Origin of the sequence: Pseudomonas sp. NC02 (assembly GCF_002874965.1) — a bacterium.
In the GTDB taxonomy this organism is placed as follows: Bacteria; Pseudomonadota; Gammaproteobacteria; order Pseudomonadales; family Pseudomonadaceae; genus Aquipseudomonas.
Genome location: NZ_CP025624.1, coordinates 5915441 through 5939575 on the forward strand (window position 1 = coordinate 5915441; position 24135 = coordinate 5939575).

The 24135-nt window shown below is 62.5% G+C and carries 16 protein-coding genes, 1 tRNA gene and 1 pseudogene; 5 read left to right on the plus strand and 13 right to left on the minus strand.

Annotated features, from left to right (window positions below; translation table 11 throughout):
- The first annotated feature begins 111 nt into the window (after positions 1 to 111).
- Both C0058_RS27795 and C0058_RS27800 read left to right on the plus strand, forming a co-directional pair.
- Positions 112 to 2406 carry a TonB-dependent siderophore receptor gene (locus C0058_RS27795; protein WP_087694615.1) on the plus strand — a complete coding sequence of 765 codons (2295 nt, stop codon included), beginning with the start codon at positions 112 to 114 and terminating at the stop codon, positions 2404 to 2406.
- 135 nt (positions 2407 to 2541) lie between these two features.
- Entirely contained in the window at positions 2542 to 5067 is a 2526-nt protein-coding gene (locus tag C0058_RS27800; protein ID WP_102370303.1) for a sulfite reductase flavoprotein subunit alpha, read from the plus strand.
- A gap of 149 nt (positions 5068 to 5216) precedes the next feature.
- Here C0058_RS27800 and C0058_RS27805 read toward each other — a convergent pair whose 3' ends face one another.
- The 4 genes from C0058_RS27805 to ptsP form a co-directional block, all read right to left on the minus strand.
- Positions 5217 to 6758 (minus strand): alkaline phosphatase, encoded by a 1542-nt coding sequence (locus C0058_RS27805; protein WP_008437279.1) that lies wholly within the window; start codon positions 6756 to 6758, stop codon positions 5217 to 5219.
- 186 nt (positions 6759 to 6944) lie between these two features.
- Positions 6945 to 8657 carry a PTS fructose-like transporter subunit IIB gene (locus tag C0058_RS27810; RefSeq protein WP_008437280.1) on the minus strand — a complete coding sequence of 571 codons (1713 nt, stop codon included), beginning with the start codon at positions 8655 to 8657 and terminating at the stop codon, positions 6945 to 6947.
- An 11-nt stretch (positions 8658 to 8668) separates the two neighbouring features.
- Positions 8669 to 9589 carry a 1-phosphofructokinase gene (pfkB, locus tag C0058_RS27815; protein ID WP_087694617.1) on the minus strand — a complete coding sequence of 307 codons (921 nt, stop codon included), beginning with the start codon at positions 9587 to 9589 and terminating at the stop codon, positions 8669 to 8671.
- Entirely contained in the window at positions 9590 to 12448 is a 2859-nt protein-coding gene (ptsP, locus tag C0058_RS27820; protein ID WP_102369918.1) for a phosphoenolpyruvate--protein phosphotransferase, read from the minus strand.
- A 294-nt stretch (positions 12449 to 12742) separates the two neighbouring features.
- Here ptsP and cra point away from each other — a divergent pair, with 294 nt between their 5' ends.
- The gene (gene cra, locus C0058_RS27825; RefSeq protein ID WP_003215943.1) at positions 12743 to 13738 is read left to right on the plus strand and encodes a catabolite repressor/activator; all 996 of its coding nucleotides are present in this window, start codon (positions 12743 to 12745) and stop codon (positions 13736 to 13738) included.
- Between the two features lie 5 nt (positions 13739 to 13743).
- Positions 13744 to 14520: a TatD family hydrolase gene (locus tag C0058_RS27830; protein ID WP_102369919.1), complete on the plus strand. Its 777-nt coding sequence runs from the start codon at positions 13744 to 13746 to the stop codon at positions 14518 to 14520.
- A gap of 32 nt (positions 14521 to 14552) precedes the next feature.
- Here the strand turns inward: C0058_RS27830 and C0058_RS33355 are convergent, their stop codons facing one another.
- From C0058_RS33355 to C0058_RS27850, 5 genes and pseudogenes are all read right to left on the minus strand, one after another.
- The gene (locus C0058_RS33355; protein ID WP_371857033.1) at positions 14553 to 15482 is read right to left on the minus strand and encodes a methyl-accepting chemotaxis protein; all 930 of its coding nucleotides are present in this window, start codon (positions 15480 to 15482) and stop codon (positions 14553 to 14555) included.
- Positions 15459 to 16550, minus strand: a pseudogene (locus tag C0058_RS33360) (methyl-accepting chemotaxis protein); the annotation flags it as partial. The gene C0058_RS33355 and the pseudogene C0058_RS33360, both read right to left, overlap by 24 nt.
- A 193-nt stretch (positions 16551 to 16743) precedes the next feature.
- Positions 16744 to 17580 (minus strand): regulatory signaling modulator protein AmpE, encoded by an 837-nt coding sequence (gene ampE, locus C0058_RS27840; protein ID WP_003215936.1) that lies wholly within the window; start codon positions 17578 to 17580, stop codon positions 16744 to 16746.
- The gene (gene ampD, locus C0058_RS27845) at positions 17577 to 18140 is read right to left on the minus strand and encodes a 1,6-anhydro-N-acetylmuramyl-L-alanine amidase AmpD (RefSeq protein WP_003215934.1); all 564 of its coding nucleotides are present in this window, start codon (positions 18138 to 18140) and stop codon (positions 17577 to 17579) included. Before ampD ends, ampE begins: the two co-directional genes overlap by 4 nt.
- A gap of 61 nt (positions 18141 to 18201) precedes the next feature.
- A complete protein-coding gene (locus C0058_RS27850) occupies positions 18202 to 20361 on the minus strand; it encodes a DUF1631 domain-containing protein (RefSeq protein WP_087694621.1) in 2160 nt (719 codons plus the stop codon).
- Between the two features lie 282 nt (positions 20362 to 20643).
- Here C0058_RS27850 and nadC point away from each other — a divergent pair, with 282 nt between their 5' ends.
- The gene (gene nadC / locus C0058_RS27855) at positions 20644 to 21492 is read left to right on the plus strand and encodes a carboxylating nicotinate-nucleotide diphosphorylase (protein WP_008437288.1); all 849 of its coding nucleotides are present in this window, start codon (positions 20644 to 20646) and stop codon (positions 21490 to 21492) included.
- A gap of 134 nt (positions 21493 to 21626) precedes the next feature.
- On the opposite strand, the gene C0058_RS27860 is transcribed toward nadC, so the two are convergent.
- The 4 genes from C0058_RS27860 to C0058_RS27875 form a co-directional block, all read right to left on the minus strand.
- Positions 21627 to 21932, minus strand: coding sequence for a DUF6388 family protein (locus C0058_RS27860; protein WP_008437299.1), 306 nt, complete (start codon positions 21930 to 21932; stop codon positions 21627 to 21629).
- Positions 21933 to 22068: 136 nt separating this feature from the next.
- A tRNA-Thr gene (locus tag C0058_RS27865) sits at positions 22069 to 22141 on the minus strand.
- A gap of 39 nt (positions 22142 to 22180) precedes the next feature.
- Positions 22181 to 23590, minus strand: a complete 1410-nt coding sequence (locus C0058_RS27870) for an O-antigen ligase (protein WP_102369921.1) — start codon at positions 23588 to 23590, stop codon at positions 22181 to 22183.
- A gap of 86 nt (positions 23591 to 23676) precedes the next feature.
- Positions 23677 to 24090 carry a pilin gene (locus C0058_RS27875; RefSeq protein WP_087694624.1) on the minus strand — a complete coding sequence of 138 codons (414 nt, stop codon included), beginning with the start codon at positions 24088 to 24090 and terminating at the stop codon, positions 23677 to 23679.
- Between the last annotated feature and the right edge of the window lie 45 nt (positions 24091 to 24135).

Sequence of the window (24135 nt, forward strand, 5' to 3'; positions counted from 1 at the left end):
AAAAGTGTAAAGAACGTAAATTCAGTGCGAATAGTAATGTATCGCAATTGATATGAAGTCTTGTTCTCCCTATATTCCGCGGCCTCACCTCCTTGGGGAAAGGACACACTCATGCCGCGCACTTCGATAAAAACACCTGCCAGTTCACCACGTTTGCTGGCCTCGGCCATCGGCGTTGCCATCAGCGCCAGCGCCGCCGCCCAAATGGCGCAAGCTGCTGAAGACACCGAGCAGAAAGGCGAGCGCAACAGCATTTCCCTGGGAGCCACCAGCATCACCGGCCAGGAACAGGACAGCACGTCCTACCAGGTCGAAAAAGCCTCCTCGCAGAAGTACACCGCGCCGCTGGTAGATACTCCGCGCTCGGTCACCGTGGTGCCGCAGCAAGTGCTCAAGGACACCGCCGCCACCTCGTTGCAGGACGCCTTGCGCACCGTGCCGGGGATTACCTTCGGCGCCGGTGAAGGCGGCAACCCGCAGGGCGACCGTCCGTTCATTCGCGGCTTCGACGCCCAGGGCGATACCTACCTCGACGGCGTGCGCGACACGGGCGGCCAGAGCCGCGAGATCTTCGACATCGAATCCATCGAAGTCAGCAAAGGCCCCAACTCGTCATTCGGCGGCCGCGGCTCGGCCGGCGGCAGCCTCAACCTGGTGAGCAAGACGCCACAGGCGCGGGACTTCACCAACGGTGGCTTCACCTACGGCTCCGACCAGACCCGCCGCTATGTGCTCGACGTCAACCGTCAGTTCCTCGACAGCGCGGCCTTCCGCCTGAACCTGATGAGCCACGAACAGAACGTCGCCGGGCGTGATGCCGTCAACTACGACCGCTGGGGCGTGGCGCCGTCGCTGACCTTCGGCCTGGGCACTCCGACCCGAGTCAACTTCAGCTACTACCACATGGAAAGCAACGACCTGCCGGATTCGGGCATTCCGTATGGCTACAGCAACAGCGGCGCAAGAGCCGCCCACGTGCATGACAAGCCAACCGACGGCGGCGACAGCAACAACTTCTACGGCCTCAAGGATCGCGACTTCCGCAAGACCCGCGCCGACATCAGCACGTTCTCCATCGAGCACGACCTGAACGACAACATGACGCTGAAAAACACCCTGCGCCACGGCAACACCGGCCAGGACTATATCGTCACGCAACCCGACGACAGCCAGCACAACGTCAACCAGTTCGGCACCGTGTGGCGCCGAGCGAACACCCGCGTGTCCACCACCGAGACCACCACCAACCAGACCGATCTGTTTGGCAGCTTCCAGGCGCTGGGCTTCAAGAACACCTACTCCACCGGGCTGGAATTCACCGGCGAAGAAACCCGCTACAGCGGCTACACCGTCAGCCCGAACAGCAACCCCGGTTGCCCGGCGCCCGGCAAAGGCGGCCAGTGCACCTCGCTGGGCAACCCGAACCCGGACGATGCCTGGACCGGCAGCATTGCGCGCAACTACAACGGCACCAACACCAAGGCCACCAGCCGCGCCGCCTATGTGTTCGACACCATCGAGCTGGACCCGAAATGGCTGCTGAACGTCGGCCTGCGCTACGACACCTTCGACACCGTGGCCAACACCAATGCGGTGCCGACCGCCACCGTCAAGGCCCGCAGCAAGATCAAGAACGACAGCCAGTTCTTCAACTGGCAGGCGGGCCTGGTCTGGAAGCCGGTTGAAAACGGCAGCATCTATGCCTCCTACGCCACCTCAGCCTCACCGGCCGGCGGCCTGGTAGGTGAAGGCGCCGACGGCAACCCGCTGTCTGCCGGCGCCGCCACCAGCGACCTGAAACCGGAAGAGACCGTCAACTACGAGCTGGGCACCAAGTGGGACATGTTCCACGACCGCCTGTCCCTGACCGCCGCGGTGTTCCGCACCGAGAAGAAAAACACGCGAATCCTGGTGGACGCGCTGACCTATGAAAACGGTGGCGAATCACGCGTCGACGGCCTGGAGCTTTCCGCCAGCGGCAAGCTGACCGATCAATGGCAAGTGTTCGCCGGCTACAGCTACCTGAAAAGCGAACTGGTGGACCCGGGCCTGAACGGTCGTAACGGTGTCGTCAGTGCCGGCTCGAACAAAGGCAACCAGATGCCCAACACGCCGAAGAACACCTTCAGCCTGTGGACGACGTATGACGTGACACCGAAGCTCACCATCGGCGGCGGCGCGTTCTATGTCGACGAGGTCTACGGCGATGCGGGCAACACCGTCTACGTGCCGTCCTACACCCGCTACGACGCCATGGCCAGCTACAAGCTGACCAAGAACGTCGACCTGCAGTTGAACGTGCAGAACCTCACCGACAAGACCTACTACGACAAGGCCTATGCCTCGCATTTTGCCAACCAGGCGGCCGGTCGTACGGCCCTGCTGACCACCAGTTTCCATTTCTAAACCGATACAAATGACTGCACGAAACCCCACGCATCGGATGCGTGGGGTTTTTGCGTGTAAAAAAGAATGTTTCTCGACAACTCGCGGCATAATGCGCGCCGTGAAACACCTAACCTGATGACGAGGCCGTACGACGTGTTGAAGAAAACCCTGTTCCAGTTGCATTGGTTCTTCGGCATTACCGCCGGGCTGGTGTTGGCCTTGATGGGGATCACCGGCGCAACGGTGTCGTTCCAGGATGAAATCATCGAGTTGCTGAACCCGACGGTGTTGACGGTGGAAAAGCGTCCGGCCGGGGTACTGCCGCCCGCTGAACTGGTGCACCTGCTGGAAGCCCGCGAAGGCAAAGTCGTGTCGATGCTCACGGTGCAGCCCGACAGCACCAACGCGGCCAAGGTCTGGTTCACCCCACCGCCCGGTGAACGTCGCGGGCAGATGCGCTACTTCGACCCGTACACCGGCGACTACCTGGGCGATGCCGTCGGCCAGGACTTCTTCGGCTTCGTGCTGCAACTGCACCGTTTCCTCGCCATCGGCGACACCGGCCGGCAAATCACCGGCGCCTGCACGCTGATCCTGGTGTTCTTCTGCCTTTCGGGCCTGTACCTGCGCTGGCCGCGCCAGGTGGCAAGCTGGCGTGCATGGCTGGCGGTGGACTGGCGCAAGAAAGGCCGCAGTTTCAACTGGGACCTGCACTCGGTATTCGGCACCTGGTGCCTGCTGTTCTATCTTCTGGCGGCACTCACCGGACTGTTCTGGTCCTACGAGTGGTACAGCAACGGTATGACCAGACTGCTGTCCGACGCGCCGCAGAACGAACGCGTACGCAAGCGCGGCCCGGCCCCCGAAGGGCCTGCGCCGGTGGCCAATTACGCCGCGATCTGGAGCAGCATCTACAGCAACGCCGGCCCCGGCTTGAGCGGCTACAACATCCGCATGCCCGCGGTCGCCGGCCAACCCGCCACCGTCTACTACCTGCTGAAGACCTCGCCCCACGATCGCGCGCTGAACCAGATCAACCTCGACCCGGGCACCGGTGAAGTCAAATCCCATGACACCTACGCCGGCAAAAGCTTCAAGGCGCAGATCCTGACCAGTATCTATGCGCTGCACACCGGCAGCTACTTCGGCCTGCCCGGCCGGATCATCCTGACGTTCAGCGCGCTGCTGATGCCGCTGTTCTTCATCACCGGCTGGCTGCTGTATCTGGACCGCCGCCGCAAGAAACGCCAGGTGCGCGATGCCCGCAAAGGCCTGACCGGCAACCACAGCGACGCGCCGGCCTGGCTGATCGGCTTTGCCAGCCAGAGCGGCTTTGCCGAGCAACTGGCCTGGCAGACCGCCGGGCAGTTGCAGGCCGCCGGCGTGCCAGTGAACGTGCAGTCGCTGGGCAGCGTCAGCGAAGAGGATTTGCGCCAATCGAGCCATGCGCTGTTCGTGGTCAGCACCTTCGGCGACGGCGAGGCACCGGACAGCGCCCGCGGTTTCGAGCGCAGCGTGCTCGGCCAGGACCTGTCCCTCAAGGGCCTGAACTACTCGGTGTTGGCCCTGGGTGATCGCCAGTACCAACACTTCTGCGGCTTCGCCCGGCGCCTGCATTTCTGGCTGACCAACCAGGGCGGCAACCCGCTGTTCGCCCCGGTGGAAGTCGACAGCGGCGACACCGATGCATTGCTGCACTGGCAACAACAACTGGGCCAACTGACCGGCCATGCACCCGCTGCGGCATGGGCCAGCGCGACCTATGAAAACTGGACCCTGAAGCAACGCACCCTGCTCAACCCGCACAGCAGTGGCTCCGGCGTCTATTTGCTCGGGCTTACCCCGCCAACTCCCCGGGACTGGCTGGCCGGCGACCTGGTGGAAGTGCTGCCACGCAATTGCCCATGGGCCATCGAACACTTCCTGGAAGGCCTGGGACTGGCCGGCAACGAGGGCGTGGTAGTCGACGGCCTTGCACACACCCTCGACCAGGCCCTGGCCGGCCGCCAACTGCCGGACAATCGCGCACACCTGGTGGGCCTGCATGCCCAGGCGCTGGTCAATGCACTGGTGCCGCTGGGCATGCGCGAATACTCCATCGCCTCGATTGCCAGCGACGGTGTGCTGGAGCTGATCGTGCGCCAGGAGCGTCACCCCGATGGCAGCGTGGGCGTGGGTTCCGGCTGGTTGACCGAACATGCACCGCTGGGTTCGACCATCAGCCTGCGAGTGCGGCGCAACAGTGGTTTCCATCTGCCGACCGAGCCGCTCCCGATGATCCTGCTGGGCAACGGCACCGGCCTTGCCGGGTTGCGCAGCCTGCTCAAGGCGCGGGTTGCCGACGGCCAGCAGCGCAACTGGCTGCTGTTTGGCGAACGCAATATCGCCCATGACTACCACTGCCAGGACGAGCTGCAAGGCTGGCTGGCCAGCGGTGACCTGGCGCTACTGGACCTGGCCTTTTCCCGGGATCAGGCAGAGAAAATCTACGTGCAGGATCGCCTGCGCGAATCAGCGGATGTGCTGCGTAAATGGGTGGCGGATGGCGCCGCGATTTACGTCTGCGGCAGTTTGCAGGGGATGGCGGCGGGTGTGGATCAGGTGCTACACGATGTGCTGGGCAGCGAAGCCGTCGAACGCTTGATCGAGCAGGGCCGCTACCGCCGGGATGTTTACTGACCCCCTGAAGATACACCGGTCAAAATGTGGGAGCGGGCTTGCTCGCGAAGGCAGTGGATCAGTCCATACATCTGTTGACTGACACACCGCCTTCGCGAGCAAGCCCGCTCCCACATTGGCTCTTCTTCAGTAGGTAGATTGCATTGCAATCACACTGGCGCCAGCTTCTGCTCAAACACCGAAACCCCATCCAGGTCCCGCAAAATCACCGTCAGCTCCGCCGTCTGCCCGTCAATCTGCACCTCGCCAAAAAACTGGAACCCGGCAAACGGCGAGCTGTTCTGCACCGTCGGCGCCTTCTCGAACACCACTTCCGGGCCAAAGGTTTTATCCAGCGGATTAGGCCCGAAACTCCCGGCATTCAACGGCCCGGCGACAAACTCCCAGAACGGCTCAAAATCCTGAAACGCCGCCCGATCCGGATGGTAATGATGGGCCGCGCAGTAATGCACATCCGCCGTCAGCCACACGTGATTACGCACCTGCTGCGCCCGCAGAAACGCGAGCAATTCGGCAATTTCCAACTCGCGCCCCTGGGCCGGGCCCGGGTCGCCGTTGGCGATCGCTTCCCAACGCGGCACGCCGGGGCTGACCTCACCGTCGGGCACGCCCAGGCCAATGGGCATGTCGGCGGCGATGACTTTCCACTGCGCCTGGGAGGCCTTCAATTCGCGCTTGAGCCAGTCCAGTTGCTCACGCCCAAGGAACGGTTTTTCACCGCCAAGGTTGTCATCGTTCGGCCCGCGATAGCTGCGCATGTCCAGCACAAACACATCCAGCAACGGGCCGTAGCCGAGCTTGCGATAAATCCGCCCGCCCTGGTCGGCGCTTTGCCGGCGCATCGGTGAATATTCCAGCCAGGCCTGGCGCGCACGGCCTACCAGGGTATTGATGTCGCGAGTCTTGTAGCGTTCATCCAGTTGCTTGCTCGGCGACCAGTTGTTGATCACCTCGTGGTCGTCCCACTGCCAGATCTGCGGCACTTCGGCGTTGAAGCGACGTACGTTCTCGTCCATCAGGTTGTAGCGGTAGTTGCCCCGGTATTCATTCAGGGTTTCAGCGACTTTGCTTTTGGCTTCAGTGGTGATGTTGCGCCAGATGCGTCCGTCCTCGGTGGTCAGTTGCGCGGGCACCGGGCCGTCGGCGTAGATGGTGTCGCCGCTGTGAATGAAGAAGTCCGGCAGGCGCAGGCGCATGGCTTCGTAGATGCGCATGCCGCCGATGTCCGGGTTGATGCCGAAGCCCTGGCCGACGGTGTCGCCGCTCCACACAAAGCGGATATCCCGGCGCTGCTGCGGCACGCTGCGCAGGTGACCGAACCAGGGCTCGCTGGCCACGCCTGTCTGGGCATCTTCAAAGTGCACACGGTAGAAGATCGCCTGGTCGACGGGCAGGCCGGTGAGTTCGACACGGGCGGTGAAATCGGTGCGGCTGTCGGCCAGGGGCGAGACGAATTTGCGCGGGTTGCTGAATACGCTGCGGGTGTCCCACTCCACCACCATCCGGGCCGGGCGGTCGCTGCGGCTCCAGATCATCGCGCGGTCGCCCAGCAGGTCGCCGGACTGCACGCCGTCGGTGAGTTGCGGGCGATCCTTGACCGAGGCGATCACCGCAGGCGCGAGGCCCGGCAGCAACAGGCCGGCGCCAACGGCTTGCATCACGCGGCGGCGGCCGAGATTGAAGTGGCTCATGCGGGTTCCCTCTCGAGCAGCAAAAGGGAAACTTAAGCATGACGGGATGAACGAGTTATGACACCGGCCTTATTGCTCACGGAGGTCAAATGTGGGAGCTGGCTTGCCTGCGATAGCCTCAACTCGGTTGCGTTGATACACCGAGGTGCCTGCATCGCAGGCAAGCCAGCTCCTACATGAACCGCGTCATGCCTGGGCGGGTGCGACAGAAAGCTCTACGGTCTCAGGGCGCTTGAGGAATGCATACACCACGGCCGTCAACAAACTGCCCGCCACGATCGCCAGCAGGTACAGCAGCGCATGGTTGATCGCATTCGGGATCAGCATCACAAACAATCCACCATGGGGCGCCATCAGCTTGCAGCCGAAATACATCGACAGCGCACCGGTCAGCGCACCGCCGGCGATGCTTGCCGGGATTACCCGCAGCGGGTCCTTGGCAGCAAACGGAATTGCGCCTTCAGAGATAAAGCACATGCCGAGGATCAGCGCGGCCTTGCCGGCTTCACGCTCGGTCTGGGCGAACTTGCGCCGCGCCAGGAAGGTGGCGATGCCCATGCCAATCGGCGGCACCATGCCGGCAGCCATGGTCGCGGCCATGGGTGCACCGCTTTGTGCTGCCAGCAGGCCGACGGAAAACGCGTAGGCCGCCTTGTTGATCGGGCCACCGAGATCGACGCACATCATGCCGCCCAGCAAGATGCCCAGCAGCACGGCGTTGGTGGTGCCCATGGTGCTGAGAAAATCCGTGAGGCCGGTGAGCATCTTCGCCACCGGCGGCCCTACCAGGTAAATCATCGCCAGGCCGGTGAACAGACTCGCCAGCAACGGGATGATCAGGATCGGCTTGAGGGCTTCCAGGCTCTGGGGCAAACGGATCGCGCGGCTGATGAATTTGACGCAGTAGCCGGCGAGAAAGCCGGCGAAGATCCCGCCGATAAACCCCGCGCCCAAGGTGCTGGCCAGCAGGCCACCGATCATGCCGGGGGCCAATCCAGGACGGTCGGCAATCGAGTAGGCGATGTAACCCGCCAGCAGCGGCACCATCAGCATGAACGCCTGGTCGCCGACGGTTTTCAGCGCGGCGGCAAGAGTGCCTTTTTCTTCAAAGGCATGAATGCCGAACACGAATGACAGGGCGATCAGCAGACCGCCCGCCACCACCATCGGCAGCATGAACGACACGCCGGTGAGCAAGTGTTTGTAGACACCGGTCTTCTCCGGTTTGGCAGCGGCACCACTGGCAGCGGATTCCTGCTTGCCTTCGGCCAGCGCCTTGTTGAGGGTCGCCTCGGATTGCTTGAGCGCGATCCCGGTGCCGCAGCGATAGATTTTCTTGCCGGCAAAGCGCTCGGTGGCGACTTCGATGTCGGCGGCGAGCAGCACCACGTCGGCGTCACGAATCGCCTCGGGGCTCAGCGGCGTGCGGGCGCCCACGGAGCCCTGGGTTTCCACCTGCAAGTCATACCCGAGGCGCTTGGCGGTTTGCTGCAACGCTTCGGCAGCCATGAAGGTGTGGGCGACGCCGGTCGGGCACGCGGTGATCGCGACGATACGCGGCGTGCTTTTCGCCGGTGCCGCGTCAGCTACCTGCACCTGGGCCTCCTCGGCTCCGCGACGCAACACCGCGTCCACATCCTGCAACGCCTGGGCCGGCGTGCTGCGGAATACGCGTTTGCCGACAAAACGCTGCATGTCCACCGGCGTGCTGCTGACCAGCAATACCCACTCGGCGGCTTCAATGGTGGCCGCCGACAATTGGCGTTCCGGATGCTGCACGTCGACCACTTCGACGCTGGTGCTCCAGCCCTGGCGTTGCGCGGCGGCATCCAGCAAGCGGGCGCACAGCACACTGGTGACCATGCCGTTCGGGCAGGCAGTAACAATGGCTAACTTCATGACCAACCCTCTTATTGTTCTGTCAGCGGGCGCACGTGGACGCCGCTCTGCAAAGTCTCAAGCTGCGCTTCGTCGGTGATGCCAAAGCCGATCTGCGTGACCGCCATCGCGGCAATGGCGGTGGCGCGGCCCAGGGTCTGCTCCGGCGTATCGCCACTGAGCAAACCGTGAAGCATCCCGGCCAGCAGCGAGTCGCCGGCGCCTACGGTACTGGCCACGGTTACCTTGGGCGGCGTGGCGTGCAGCGCGGTATCCGGGCTGTACCAGCTCACACCCGCGGCACCGTCGGAGACCACCACATGCTCCACACCTTGCCGATGCAGTTGGCGGATGGCATCTGTGGAATGACCGAGGGCATCGGCCAGTTCTTCGGTATTGGGTTTGACCAGCCAAGGGCCGGCGTTCAATCCAGCGCGCAGCGCTTCGCCGCTGGTGTCCAGGGCGACTTTCAAGCCGAGGTTTTTCAGTTGCTGCAGCAGGCCCTGGAACCACTGAGGGGTGATGCCGCGTGGCAGGCTGCCGGCCACGACGACGGCGTCGTAGCCCGGAGCAATCCGCGCCAGTTGCTCAAGCAGTGCGTGTTGCGCCTGCTCGCTGACCAACGGGCCCGGCGCATTGACATCCGTGACCCGCCCATCCTGCTCGGCGATCTTGATATTGCTGCGGGTTTCTCCCGGCACCCGAATAAACGCATCGGTAAAACCACGACGGGCAATCAGCATCTCGAATGCCTGGGGATTGTCCTCACCAAGAAAGCCGCCCACGGTCACCTGATGACCAAGGTCCGCCAGCACCTGGGCGACGTTCACGCCCTTGCCGGCAGCGTGGGTGATCATCGCTTCGCTGCGATTGACCTCGCCCGGTTCCAGGCGCGCCAGGCGCACCGTCAGGTCCAACGCCGGGTTCAGCGTCAGGCTTAAAATCCTTGCCATTTACACGGCCTCCACAAGCGCACGCACTTCGGCGGGAGAACCCACCGCCAGGGCTTTTTGTGCCAGGCCCTGGGCCTCGCTCAGACTGAATTCACGCACCCGTGCCTTGACCTCGGGGATGCTGCGCGCAGACACACTCAGCTCATCCACTCCCAGGCCGATCAGCACCGGAACTGCCAACGGGTCGGCTGCCAGCTCGCCGCACACGCCGACCCATTTGCCATGGGCATGGGCGGCGCGCACGGTGATGTCGATCAGTTGCAACACCGCCGGATGCAGGCCATCCGCCTGGGCCGACAGCGTCGGATGGCCACGGTCGATGGCCAAGGTGTATTGGGTCAGGTCGTTGGTGCCGACGCTGAAGAAGTCCACTTCCTTGGCCAGTACCGGCGCCAGCAACGCGGCCGACGGCACTTCGATCATGATCCCCAGTTGCAGGTCGGCCACCGGGATTTCCAGGCGCAGGCGCTCGGTCATGTCCCGGGCCTGGCGCCACTCGTCAACACTGCCAACCATGGGGAACATGATGCGCAGTGGACGGTTGTCCGCCGAACGCAACAGCGCGCGCAATTGCGCTTCCATAATCTGCGGGCGTTGCAGGGTCAGGCGGATGCCGCGCACGCCGAGGAAGGGGTTTTCTTCCTTGGCGATCGGCCAGTACGGCAGCGGTTTGTCGCCGCCCACATCAAGGGTGCGCACCACCAGCGGCCGGCCGCCGAGGCCGTCGAGCACGCGGCGGTATTCGGCTTCCTGGGTGGCTTCGTCGGGCGCTTGTTTGTGGGCCATGAAAATCAGTTCGGTGCGCAGCAGGCCGATGCCTTCGGCGCCCTGCTCCACCGCGCCGGCAACCCCGGCGCTTTCGCCGATATTGGCGAATACTTCGACGGCATGGCCATCGCGGGTCAGGGCCGGTTCATGGCGTTGCGCGGCGGCGGCTTGCAGACGTTGTTCGCGGGTGTCGCGTTCGACGGTGGCGCGCTGCAAGGTGGCGGCGTCGGCGTCCACATGCAGGCGACCGCGCTGGCCATCCAGCAACAACGGCGTGCCCGAAGCCAACAGCAATACAGCAGGGCCTGCCCCCACCAGCGCGGGAATGCCCAAAGCACGGGCGACGATGGCGCTGTGGGCGGTGGCGCCGCCACGGGCAGTGAGGATGCCGGCGACACGCACCGGGTCCAGGCGCGCCACGTCCGAGGGACCCACTTCGTCCATCACCAGGATGTAGGGTTCGTCCGGCTCCTGGGCGGTTTCGACGCCGCACAGTTGTGCCAGCACGCGGCGGCCAATGTCACGCAGATCGGCAGCGCGCTCGGCGAGCAAGGCGTCCTGCAACGATTCCTGCTGTTTGGCGGCGGCTTCGATCACGCTCATCCACGCGGCCTCGGCGCTTTCGCCCTGCTTGAGGCGCGTCTCGACTTCGTCGGTCAATTCCGGGTCGTCGAGCATCTCCTGGTGGGTGATGAAGATCTCGCGGATGGCCTTGGATTTGCTGCGCTCGATAAGGCCCTGGATGTCCCGGCGCACGTCGGTCAATGCCGCGTGCAGGCGCTGGCGCTCGATCACCGGCGACTCGCCGCGCAGCGGGTATTCGAAAGGTTGCAGCACCTGGATATGCGCCGGGCCAATCGCAATGCCGGGGGCGGCGGCAATGGCCTGGATCAGGCTGCCGGACACTGGCGCGCTGATGACCGGTTCGATCTCGGCCACGGCTTGTTGGGCGCTGACTGCCGGCAACGGCTCGACTTCTTCGCCGAGGCCGTCTTCCACTGCCGCCAGCAAGGCGGGCAAGGCGTCACCGGCAATGGTTGGCTCAGCGACAAACTCCAATACCTGGCCGCGACGCGCACCGAGGCTGAGCAACTTGCTCAGGCTTTTTACCGATACCGCGCCGACGTCTCCATCGACGATGCGCACACGGATTTCACCGGCAAAACTTTTCGCCAATTGCGCGAGGATCTTCGCCGGGCGCGCATGCAGCCCGTGGGCGTTGGCCAGGGCAATGCGCACGCTTGGCCAGTCGGCGGGCAGTTCACCGCCGAGCACTTCCAGTACGGCCCGGCTGCTGGTGGCGCGGCCGAGTTCCTGGCCACGGCCTTCGATCAGCAAGGCACACAGGCGTTCGAGCAAGGTCTGGTGGGCCTCGCCGAGGCTGGCCAGGCAGAACAGGCCGCTCAAGGGCTGGCCCAGGTAACGCATGGGTTTGTCCGGAGTGACGAAGGCCAGGCCGGGACGCTTCACCGTCTGTTCGCTGTGCAACCACCACAGGCCATCGCCCAGGGGCAGCGCGTCGACTTGTTGCAGCACGGCGGCAAAGCCATTGCTCACGCAATCGGCCTGGCGCAACAGGCGTGCGCCTCTCCACACCAGTTCTTCGAAATCATCAGCCGACACGCCCAGGCCAATCATCTGTGCGTCCAGCGCCAGCTCCTGCGGCGCGCCTTGCAGCAGTTTCAGCAAGGCCTCGGCAGAACTGGCGCGGCGCAGGGCCTGGCCCAGGTCGGTCTCGCCAAGGGCACGGGTCAGCAGTTGCAGCAGGCGCAGGTGTTCGTCGGATTTGGCGGCAATGCCGATCGCCAGGTAAACGATCTGGCCATCGCCCCAATCCACGCCGTCGGGAAATTGCAGCAGGCGCACGCCGGTGGCGAACACCTGGTCGCGTGTTTCGGGGGTGCCGTGGGGGATGGCGATACCCTGGCCGAGAAAGGTCGAGCCTTGGGCTTCACGCGCTTGCAAGCCACTGAGGTAACCCTCGGCGACCAGGCCATCGGCCACCAGTTTTTCAGCGAGCAGTTGCAAGGCAGCAGACTTATCCACAGCCGTCTGGCCCATGGATATCTGCTCGTGGGTGAGCTCAAGCATGCCGTTCTCCTAGTTAGTGCGGCGGGCGCACTAGGTATTATTTTGAATAAATCAGTGCAAAAGCGTTCGAATAAAATTGACTGAGTGGTCAGTTGGCAGGACCACACTCGTCGCGATAATCGTAAAAATACGCTTGCTGAAACGTTTAATCTAGAATTTATGGCAGATTAGGCGTTAATTTCCCATGATTGAAGAGCCACTCGGCTGTTGAGTTGCGACAATGGTCGCCTGCAGTAATCGGTTACGATTGGACAAAATGTCGGGGCAAGCTCTAAAAAACAAGGAAATCCCGGTTTGAAACTCAGTGATATCGCGCGCATTGCCGGTGTGTCTGTGACCACCGCCAGCTACGTCATCAATGGCAAGGCCGAACAGCAACGGATCAGCAGCGCAACCGTCGAACGGGTGCGCGCCGTGGTTGAAGAACATGGCTTTACGCCCAACCCCCAGGCCGCCGGGCTGCGCAGCCGGCACACCCGTACCCTGGGTTTTATCCTGCCGGACCTGGAAAACCCCAGTTACGCACGCATCGCCAAGCTGCTCGAACAAGGCGCCCGTGCCCGCGGCTATCAATTGCTGATCGCCAGCTCCGACGACGACGCCAACAGTGAGCGGCAACTGCTGCAACTGTTCCGCGCCCGCCGTTGCGATGCGCTGTTTGTCGCCAGCTGCCTGCCGGCCACCGACGACAGCTACCGCGAACTGCAAGCCAAGGGTTTGCCGGTGATCGCCATCGACCGGGTGATGGAGTCTACGCAGTTTTGCTCGGTGGTCAGCGATGATCGCCAGGCCTGCCAGCAATTGACCAGCAGCCTGCTGCACCCGCTGCCCAAGCAGATCGTGTTGATCGGCGCGCGGCCAGAGCTGAGCATCAGCCAGGAACGTACCGCCGGTTTCAAGCAAGCGCTGAAAGACTTCAGCGGCGAAGTGCTGATCGAACAAGGCGAGTCGTTCAGCCGCGACTGTGGCCGACAGCTGATGGAGCAGTTGCTGCAAAGCCTGGGGCATTTGCCTGACGCACTGGTGACTACGTCCTACGTCCTGCTGCAAGGGGTGTTTGACGCGCTGCATGACTTCCCGCTCAAATCCCGGCCACTGCGACTGGGGACGTTTGGCGACACCCAACTGCTGGATTTCCTGCCGCTGCCGGTGAATGCCATGGCCCAGCAGCATCAGTTGATTGCCGACACCGCGCTGCGCCTGGCGCTGGCGGCCATTGAAGAACAGCACTACGAACCCGGCGTGCATGCCATCGGCCGTACGTTCAAGCAGCGGATTCACTCGGAGTAAGCGGTGTGGAGCTGATCGACAGCCACACCCATCTGGATTTTCCGGACTTCGATACGGACCGCCGCGAAGTCCTGAGCCGCAGTCGCCGCCTGGGCGTGCGCAGGATGGTGGTGCTCGGGGTCTATCAGCAGAACTGGCAACGGTTGTGGGACCTGGTGCAAACCGACGCAGATTTATTCGCCGCCTTCGGCCTGCACCCGGTGTATCTCGACGACCATCGCCCCGCCGACCTGACGGAACTGGGCGACTGGCTGACCCGCCTGAACGGCCACCGGCAACTGTGCGCGGTGGGCGAAATCGGCCTGGATTATTTCCTCGAACAGCTGGACCGCGAACGCCAGCAAAGCCTGTTTGAAGCGCAACTGAAGCTGGCGGTGGATTTCCAACTGCCGGCGCTGCTGCATGTGCGCCGCAGCCACGCTGCCGTGATCGCCACCCTCAAGCGCATTCGGCTGCCACGAGGCGGAATCATCCACGCGTTTGCCGGCAGCCAGGAAGAGGCCCGCGAGTACACCAAGCTCGGCTTCAAACTGGGCCTGGGCGGCGCGGCCACATGGCCGCAAGCCCTGCGCATGCACAAGGTGATCGCCCGGCTGCCGCTGGAAAGCGTGGTGCTGGAAACCGACTCACCGGACATGGCCCCCGTGATGTACCCCGGCCAGCGCAACAGCCCCGAACACCTGCCAGACATCTGTGCCGCCCTGGCGGAGCGCATGGGCATCAGCTCCTCAGCGCTGGCCGAGGCGAGCACCCGCAATGCCTGCGAGCTGTTCAACTGGTAGGGGCCCATCCCCGATGCATGCCTGGCCATGCCTCACACTCGAAAGGCCCCGATCAACTGCTTCAGCTCGATCACTTGCAAGGACAATTGCCGGCTGGCCTCTTCAGTCTGGTGCGCGCCCTGCGCTGCATGTTCACCGGCGCGATTGATCTCGACGATGTTCTGATCGATGTCATGGGCCACGGCAGTCTGCTGTTCGACGGCGGCGGCAATCTGCTGGTTCTGGTCGACGATCATGCCTACCGCGCCGAGGATTTTTTCGAGGGCCTGCTGGACTTTTTCCGACTGCCCCACCGTGCCATTGGCCATCTCGTGGCTGGTGCCCATGGCCTTCACCGCAGCGCCGACACCGCTGTGGAGCTTGGCAATCATCTGCTCGATTTCCTCGGTGGAGTGCTGGGTGCGCCGGGCCAAAGTGCGCACTTCATCGGCCACCACGGCGAAACCGCGTCCTTGCTCACCGGCGCGCGCGGCCTCGATGGCGGCATTCAACGCCAGCAGATTGGTCTGTTCGGCAATGCTCTTGATCACTTCCAGCACGCGACTGATGGATTGGCTGTCGATGGCCAATTGGTTGATGACCCGTACCGATTGATCGATCTCCGAAGCCAACGCCGCGATACTGCCTTGCTGGGAATGCACCAGGCCGCGTCCGCTGACGGTTTCATCGTTGACGCTGTGAGCGCTGCTGACCGCCGCCGCCGCGCTGCGCGCCACTTCCTGGGCAGTGGAGGACATCTGGTTCATGGCGGTCGCCACTTGCTCGATCTGGCTGCGTTGGCCGGACACGGCCTGGTTGCTGCTGGCCGAGACTGACTCCACTTGTCCGGCCTGGTGTTCGACCTGGTTGACGGTGTGCCCTACCCGCTCGATCAGGTCATGGATTTTGGCCACGGTGGAGTTGAACACCTGGCCCAAATCCCCCAGTTCGTCGCGGCTGTGGGCGATGAAGGTGACGGTCATGTCACCGGCCGCCACCTTGTCCATCGTCGCCCCCAGGCGGCGCAAGGTGGTGCGGGTGGAGGCGTAGAAACCGGCATACAAATAGAAGATCAGCAAAAACACCGACGCCAGTGCCGCCACCAATCCGATCATGTGCGTGCGGTTTTCCGACAGGCGTTGCTCCAGTTGCTGCTCGAGAAAGGTCAGGGTGGCTTCGTCGAGCTGATAGGTCTTGGCCATCAACGTGCTGACGTCGTCGTAGAAGTCTTGCCATGGGGCGTCGAGGGTTTCGGCCATGACGACCTGCTCTTCGAACAACTCACTGCCTTGCTTGAGGCTGGCCTTGCTCGCGTCCGCCAGGCTCGCCAATGCTGCGTGGGCGGGCTTGCTGGAGCCGAGGGCATCCTGCAGTTTCAGGCCGTATTCCGCCTGGAGCTTTTCCAGTTGCTGCAGCAACTCGTCAAAACGAGTGCTGGACGACGAATTGAGAAAACCCTGGCCCAACGAATAAGCCCCCATGGCCCGGCCTTCCCCCAGGGTCTGGGTGACTTGCGGGGTGACGCTGGTGATCAGTTCACTGAGTTGGCGCAGGTCGCCCTGGGGGTCACGGCTCAACCCCGACTGGCTGGCGATGATCTGGCTGAGCATCTGCGCCTTGTTGAGGAGTTTGCCGATCAGCGCGCTTTTGCTGAGCAGTGAAGTTTCCTGTTGCTGGGCCTTGAAGGCGGCGATCATTTCATCGCGCTTGGCTTCGAAGGCGGCGGCCTGTTCTGGGTCGGCGGACAGGGCGTGGAAGCTTTGCAGGCGCTGCAGCAGGCTGTCTTCGAGGGCGGTGATTTTGTTTTCGATATCACCGGCCTTGCCTGATTGGCCGAGGGTTGCGTTGATCTGTACCTGGTTGTTCAGGGTTTCCAGGTCGCGGCGCAGGGCCAGGCTGCTGCCCAGCAGGTCGAGGCTTTGCAGCTCGATGCGAGTGCCCTGGAATTCTCGCCAGGAATCGCGCACCAGGTAGTAGTTGGTGGCCAGCATCGGCAACAGGAACAGCACGCTGATAAGGCTGAACTTCATGCCGAAGGTCAGGCGGTTCATGAACGCGACGGCGGGATAGAGCAAGCTCTTCACAGGTGAACTCCCTTTTCTTTTATTTTTATTGAGGGCGCAGGGCGGCGGCAGATAGCCACTATTTGGCGCTCTGTCTGTATAGCTCAATTCGAAAAGGAGGTTTGTAACTTAAGGTTAACGAGGTAGGAGCGAGCTTGCCCGCTCCTACAGGGGGGGCAAATCAGGGCAGCACGGTCCAGATGGCAAAGCCGGCGTACCACAGCACGGCGGCACGCAGCAGCAACTCCCAGATACGATCAAGGCTGTTGATGCCCTCGGCGCCTACCACCGGTGGCGGGATCTCCGCGGCCACCAGGCCCACCTTCTCCACCAGTTGCGCAGCACTGATGTCCCAGCTCAGCAGCTCATGCAGCATCACCCGGCCGACCGCCACAAAGTTGCCGACCAGGGCAAAACTCGCCGCCAGCAAACGTACCGGCAACCAGTCGAAGGCATGGCGCAACTGCCCGGCACGCTCGGCCACCAGCGGGTTCTTGCTGTTCTCGGTCGCCAGCGCCAGCAGACGGTAGGCCAGGGCGGCCACCGGCCCGAGGAGGAAGTACCAGAAAATCACCGCGAAGAAGCTTTGGTAGGCCTGCCACAACAGATGGCCCTGGACCCGCTCCAGCAACTGTTCACCACTGTCGGCGCTGATGCTCAAGTCACGTTCGGCCACATGTTCGGCCGCTTGCAGGTCGCCCCGGCGCCAGGCATCACGGAACGGGCCCAATCCGGCCAGGAGATCGCCACGGCCCAGGCTGTAGATCACCACCAGCAGGTGCACCGGCAGCGCCAACAGGCCATAGGCCACTGGCTCCAGCACCAGCAACAACAACGCAAGCAAAGCCACCGGCAGCAGCACCAGCAATGTGAGGATCAGCCACGGCTGCTTGCCCAGGCTGGCGCTCGACTCCAGCTTGGCCAGTTCCCGCAACCAGCCGCCATCACGTTGTATTCGGTGACGCAGGGCCGAGAACTTCTCGATCCATACCGCCAGCACCAACACCAGAAAACTCATTGTGCGTGTCCTCCATCCTGCAAGGCGCTGCGAAAGCGCGCCCAATCAAATTCGGGTCCGGGGTCGGTCTTGCGTCCCGGGGCGATATCGCTATGGCCACAAATGCGCTGGCGGGTAATGCCCGTGTACGCCGCCAGCAACTGGCGCGTCAGGGCGATCAGGGATTGATACTGGGCATCGGTGAAGGGCAGGTCATCAGTGCCCTCCAGCTCGATCCCCAGGGAAAAGTCGTTACACGTCTCACGCCCCTCGAAGCTCGATACCCCGGCATGCCAGGCCCGGTCCCGGCACGAGACAAACTGCGTCACCGCGCCATCACGCTCAATCAGAAAATGCGCAGAAACCCGTAGGTCGGCAATACCTTCAAAGTAGGGATGTTCCGTGACATCCAGGCGATTCTGGAAAAACTCGTGCACCTTGCCGGTGGCGAATTGCGCCGGTGGCAGGCTGATGTTGTGCACCACCAACAGGGAAATCTCGCCACCGGGGCGCTCGTTGAAGTTGGGCGAGGGGCAATGGCGAATGCCCTGGCACCAACCGCTGGCGGGGTCCAACTGCATACTGGTTCCTTGAACGAGGCTGGGGTAACTCAGTATGCCGCGTTCCGCTGTCTGGTTGCGATCACTTGGCGCGATGAAGTTGGCGCAGGTTGCCAATCACCGAAGCCAGGGCGCGGTCGAACAACAGCGCATCATCCAGGGTTCGCACCGCGCCGCGCTTGAACTCCAGGGCCAGTTCAAGCGGATTTTTTTCCAATACCTTGAGGCCGGTTCGATTGACGAAAATGCAGGTATTGCCCGGCGCAATAATCGCCGTCAGCTTGCAACGCAGGGTGTTTTCGGCGTCTTCCTGAAATTCCACCCAGCAACCGATCCGCAGTTGGCGAACCTTGAGCAGGTCGGGATCATCTTCCGGCAGGCTCGCCTCGATGGCCGGTGCCGCGGGACTGAGGACGAATGCCTCGCGCACCTCGACTTGCGACAGCGACGGTTGTTCCTCGGCACTGCCCCGGAACGACTGGACATGCAGGGTTTGCAAGCGGGTGAAAAATTCCCGGGTAATGAAGGGATCGAATGCCGCGCCGCTCAACCCATCGCGCAAGGCTTTCAGCAAGCCTGGCAACTGCTCCAGCAGGTGCCGGCCGGCTTCGGTGTCTTCGCTGAGGCCGACACTCCAGATCAACTCGTCCATGGTGCGCAACCCGGCCAGCCATTGTGGCGAGTGCTCGCCATGCTTCAGGCACGCCAGCAACAGCACCTGGCTCCAGGCCTGTTGCAGGAACTGCACCACGACCTCGGGCAGTACTTTGCCCAGCAACCGCAGATTGAGGGCTTCGGCTACACGCTGACGAGCGATTTCGGTACGGGCGCGCCCTTCTTCCGCATCGCGGGTACGTTGCTCCAGCAATTCGCTGCGGCGTCGCTCGTCATGGGTAAACGCGGTGAACTCGGTCAGTAACTGGGAAAAGATTGCCGGATCATCCACAAAATCGTTCAGCAACCGCTGCACCACCTGCTCGATGTGCAGGTACAGGCTGTCGCGCTGATAATCGTCGCGCTGGCTCCAGCCCATGGCCGCCGAAGCGATTTCATTGAGCAAGCGTCGCGCCGGGTGATTGGTGCGGCTGAAAAAACTCTTGTCCAGCACCGCCACTTTCAGCATCGGAATCTGCAGGCGCGCGATCAGCGCCTTGAGGGACTCGGGCACCGTACCGTCATTGAGGATGAACTCGAACAGCATGGCGATCAGGTTGATCACATCCTCGTCCGCATCCTCCACCACCCGCGACTTGCCGCTCTTGACGCTGACCCGGGTCAGCAGTTGTTCAAGCTGGTTGCGCAGGTCGAAATCATCCTCGACCTCAGGCTCAGGCACATATTGCTGCAAATGGGAGAGCAGGCGCAGCAGGTCACGGGTGGAGATGGGCTGGGTCTCGGCGCTGGCTTCCAGCGTGGGTGCCACGCTGCCGCGCACTGCCGACAGCAATTCCTGCAACGCCGCGAAAACTTCCTGGCCGCTGTCGTCTGCCGGGTGGCCGGCAATCGGCGGGGTGTCTTCAGGCAACTCGGCCGTGGCGACGGCGCGCCGCGATGGCACGGCCTTGAGTTCGGGCAATACGCCGGTGGCGATCAGCAACTGATTGGCTTCGCCGTACAACAGATCAGCGTCACTGAGCACGTATTTCTCAAACAGCTTGAGAATGATCAGCTTGACCCGGATTTCCACGCCAAGGCTGCGTCCTGCTTGCAGAAAAAACGCGCACAGCATTGCCGGGCCCAGGGGGTTGTCCCGATCATCCAGGCGTTTGTCGAGCAAGGCATTCAGCCGGGCTGTCAATTGCCCAAGGGCGAGCCCGTCACGGCGCAGCACCTTGCCCAGCATGGCCTCGAGCGCGACGGCTTTTTCCAGCTCATCGCCCGAGACCCCGGGCGCCGCGGTGTAGGACACCACCGGAATCAGTTGCAGCTCACCGCGCTCCACGTTGCCAAGATTGGCAAACGCTTCGTAGAGTTGCTCCATGAAGCCACGCTCGAAATTCTTGCGCTTGAGGCGCAGGTCGCGCATGGCCTCAAAGAAAATACCGTGGTCGACGTTACTGCGGGTCTTGTCGGCCATTTCGAACAGGGTGTCGTCGGCGTTATCAAACAGCTCCTGCAGTCCCTGCCTGAGTTGCTGCGCCGCCTTGTCACGGACCTGGAGCAACACCACCGGCAGGCGGGCGAGCGGCGATGGCGTCGCCCGTGCCTTATTGATCGGCACCACCTTCCCGTCATTGTGCATCCTGGCCTCCTGAAACGGCGGTATTCGATTGTGTGAAGGATCGGTGCAGCAACGGCGCGAAGCACGCCGGGGCACTGCGAAAATCGGGCTATCACCGTGACGTCAAAGCTATGACGCCAATTGCAAGGCGCGAGATTATCTTGCAAATGAGGGTTGTTGCGCCAGCGAACTCTGTGATTGCCGTGTAAATGAACATCGCGCACCGCACCCGAGGTGCCAGTTGCCTTGGGTTCAGGCCCGCCCTGCCCCTATAATCCAGGCACTTTGTTTGTGGAGCCTGTTATGCCCAATCTTCGTCTAGCCGACCTGACCGCCGAAATCGAAGCCAACGTGCGTCGCGCACTGCTGGAAGACATCGGCAGCGGGGATATCACCGCACAACTGATCCCCGCCGAACGCCTGGCCAAGGCCACGATCATCACGCGCGACGCCGCCGTCATCAGCGGCACGGCCTGGGTGGAAGCGGTGTTTCGCCAATTGGACCCACGCGTCGCGGTGCATTGGCAGGTGCGCGACGGCGAACGTGTCAGCCCCAACCAGGCGCTGTTTCACCTTGAAGGCCCGGCCCGCTCGCTGCTCAGTGGCGAGCGTTGCGCGCTGAATTTCCTGCAACTGTTGTCAGGCGTTGCCACCCGCGCCCAATACCTGGCGGACTTTGTCGCGTCCACCCAGGTCAAGCTGCTGGATACACGCAAGACATTGCCCGGCCTGCGCCTGGCGCAAAAATATGCAGTGACCTGCGGTGGTTGCCACAACCACCGCATCGGCCTGTATGACGCGTTCCTGATCAAGGAAAACCATATCGCAGCCTGCGGCGGCATTGCCCAGGCCATCAGCGCCGCCCACAAGATCGCCCCGGGCAAGCCGGTGGAAATCGAAGTGGAAAGCCTGGAGGAACTGCGTGAGGCACTGGCGGCGGGCGCCGACATCATCATGCTGGATGAGCTGAGCCTGGATGACATGCGCGAAGCGGTGCGCCTGAACAACGGCAAAGCCAAGCTGGAGGCCAGTGGCGGGATCAACGAAAGCACCCTGCTGCCCATCGCTGAAACCGGCGTGGACTACATCTCCATCGGGGCGATGACCAAGGATGTGAAGGCGGTGGATTTGTCGATGCGGCTTAGTCTCTGAAACGCCCTTGAATGTAAGCGCCTGCTTTTGTGGCGAGGGAGCTTGCTCCCGCTGGAGTGCGCAGCGCTCCCAAGGTTTTTGGGGTCGCTTGGCAACCCAGCGGGAGCAAGCTCCCTCGCCACATCAAACTTGTGTCAGATCGCGAGATTGTTCATCCCGCAATACTCGTTCCAGTCGACACCCAACACCTCGGCCGCTTCCTTGTGCAAAGCCAGGCGCGCCGCCTCGAACGCTTCGGGGGTGGAGGTGTACTTCAGGGTCAGTTCCCATGGCTGCAGGCCCTGGGCCTCGGCCTCATCCTCAAACGCCCATTGGATCTGGTCCCTTTGATCATCGGCGCTCAGGTCCTTGATCTCATCCAGCAGTTCCGGCGACTCCGCGACGTACTTTTTGAGGGCTGCTTCGTGCCGCGCTTCCTGGGTCATTTCTTGTGTGGTCATGTCGTTCTCTTAGATCGAGGAATGGGGATGCATCTGGGTCATCAAGGTCGCGCAGATACAAAAGAACAGGCATGAATACCGGTTCGTCTGGCCTTCAGAACCATTCTGGGATCATCTGAAAACTGTGTTGCCTTTGTGCCCGAGACAGGAATCGAACCTGCGACCTTCGCGTTACGAGTGCGCTGCTCTACCGGCTGAGCTACACGGGCGGTGGGCTAAAGCTAGCACTGCCTTGGACGTCCGGCAACTCACTGCATTTCGAGGGCAATCACGCCTTGCACCCAAAAGCGTGGCTGCAGGTGACCGTTACTCAGGCCCATGTAGTGCTCGCTGCGCTCCTTGAGTCGGGGCACATCACGAATCGCGACGAACACCAGCAAGCCGACGGCCACGACGCTCGCGGCCATCCACACCCTGTACAACGCCGACACCGGGGCGACCGATGGAGCGCGCCACACATGCAATCCCATCAGCCAGCCAACCACCAGCGCCAGCCAGAGTTGCGACACCGGCATCACGATTACCCCATCCACCTGTGCCTGGGTCAGTGCACCGATCAGCGAGGCAAACAGGCACAGGCGCAGCAGGTCCACGGGCGCCAATGACAACGCACGCTTACGCAACACGTCCAAGGTTGACCAACCCGCCCACGCGACCAACGCGATCACGCACAGCGTCGACGGTACGCCCCATTCGCTGGCCCACTGCAGAATCGCCTGGTGAGGGTGAGCGGCAATGTCGTTGGCGATGTCGGCAAAATGCATCGGCCCGAAACCCAGCCAGGGCCGCTCGATAATCATGCTCCAGGCCTGCCACCATATCGGCCCACGCCCCGAGAGGCTGGTGGTCAGTCGATCTACGGCACCATTGGAAATTACAATCCCCAAGTACCCTGCCAGCACCGTGAAGACCAACCAATACAACACTAACCCACAGGCCAGTGCCGCCAACTGCCAGCCCAGCCAACGGCGCCCCTGCGGCCCCAGGAACATCAGCACGCACCCGGCAGCGCCCATACCGAGCCAGGTGCCGCGGGTACCGCCACCGATCGCGATCAGCCACCAGACACACAGCAGGGCGAACACCGCGCCCCGCGCTGGACGAGCGACGTTTGAAGCCAGCAAGGGAAGCGCCAGCAGCGGCAGGGTGAAGGTCTGGAACTGACCGTAGAAACGTTTATTGGAGAACCCGGACAACAGCAAATCGGTATTCACGATTGCTTCGCCGCTGGTGAAGGCGAGGACCCCGGCGTGCAGATATTGAATGCTTTTAACCATGCACAGCAGCAATACGAACAGGACCAATACACGATCCAGGGACTCATCCCCATTGCGCCTGGCCCGGCTGAAAGCCACAGCAGTGGCGCAACAACTGATGAGCAGCGCCAGCTCGGTCAACGCCCAGAGTGGCTGGTGGGCCAACAGGGCCGAAACCAGCCCCGCGCCCCCGATCAGCGACACCCCGAGCGCTGTCGACCTGTCTACGCATCGCTCTGCCTGCGGCAAGCACAGCCCATACACCACCGCACACAGCGCCACCGATATCTGCACCGCACGTTGCCAGTCATGGCTACTGAACGGCGCGCAGATCGCCAGCATCAGCAGACACATAACCACGACGAGGAATATGTTCCCCCGCTGCTGGACAGACGACGTCATCGGCAACCTCTACTTCCTTGTGATGGGCGTAGAGCGGTTTACACACACGCTCTTCCTTGCTGCGTAAACAGTAGACGACCTGATGATCACGCGCCGCCGGAAGCACAACCTTTAGCGGCGTATTGGTCTTCTGCCGTGGTGGTGCACTTCCAGCCGGTTGTGGCGCTACGGGTCAAGGTGATGATCTTGCCCAGGACCGGCGCGGGTGCATCGAGGATTTCACAGGCAATCGTGCCAGCACCGGTGGCGATGTCGCCGGTCACGTCAATCTTGCAGTTGGCCGTTGGGCTGGTCCCGCCAATCAACGCCAGGGTCGGTGGCGTCCCCTGGTTCAGCGTGTCTTCAAAGCCCGCCTTCAACGCGGAGACTTCGGCCAGCCCTGCGGTAAACTTGGCCTTGGCCTGGTGCTTGGTGTACATGGGCAGGCCGATGGTGGCCAAAATGCCGATGATTGCCACGACGATCAACAATTCGATCAAGGTAAAACCTTTCTGACGCATCACATTCACTCTCCAGAATAAAACCTTTCGCGAGGCGCATCCTGC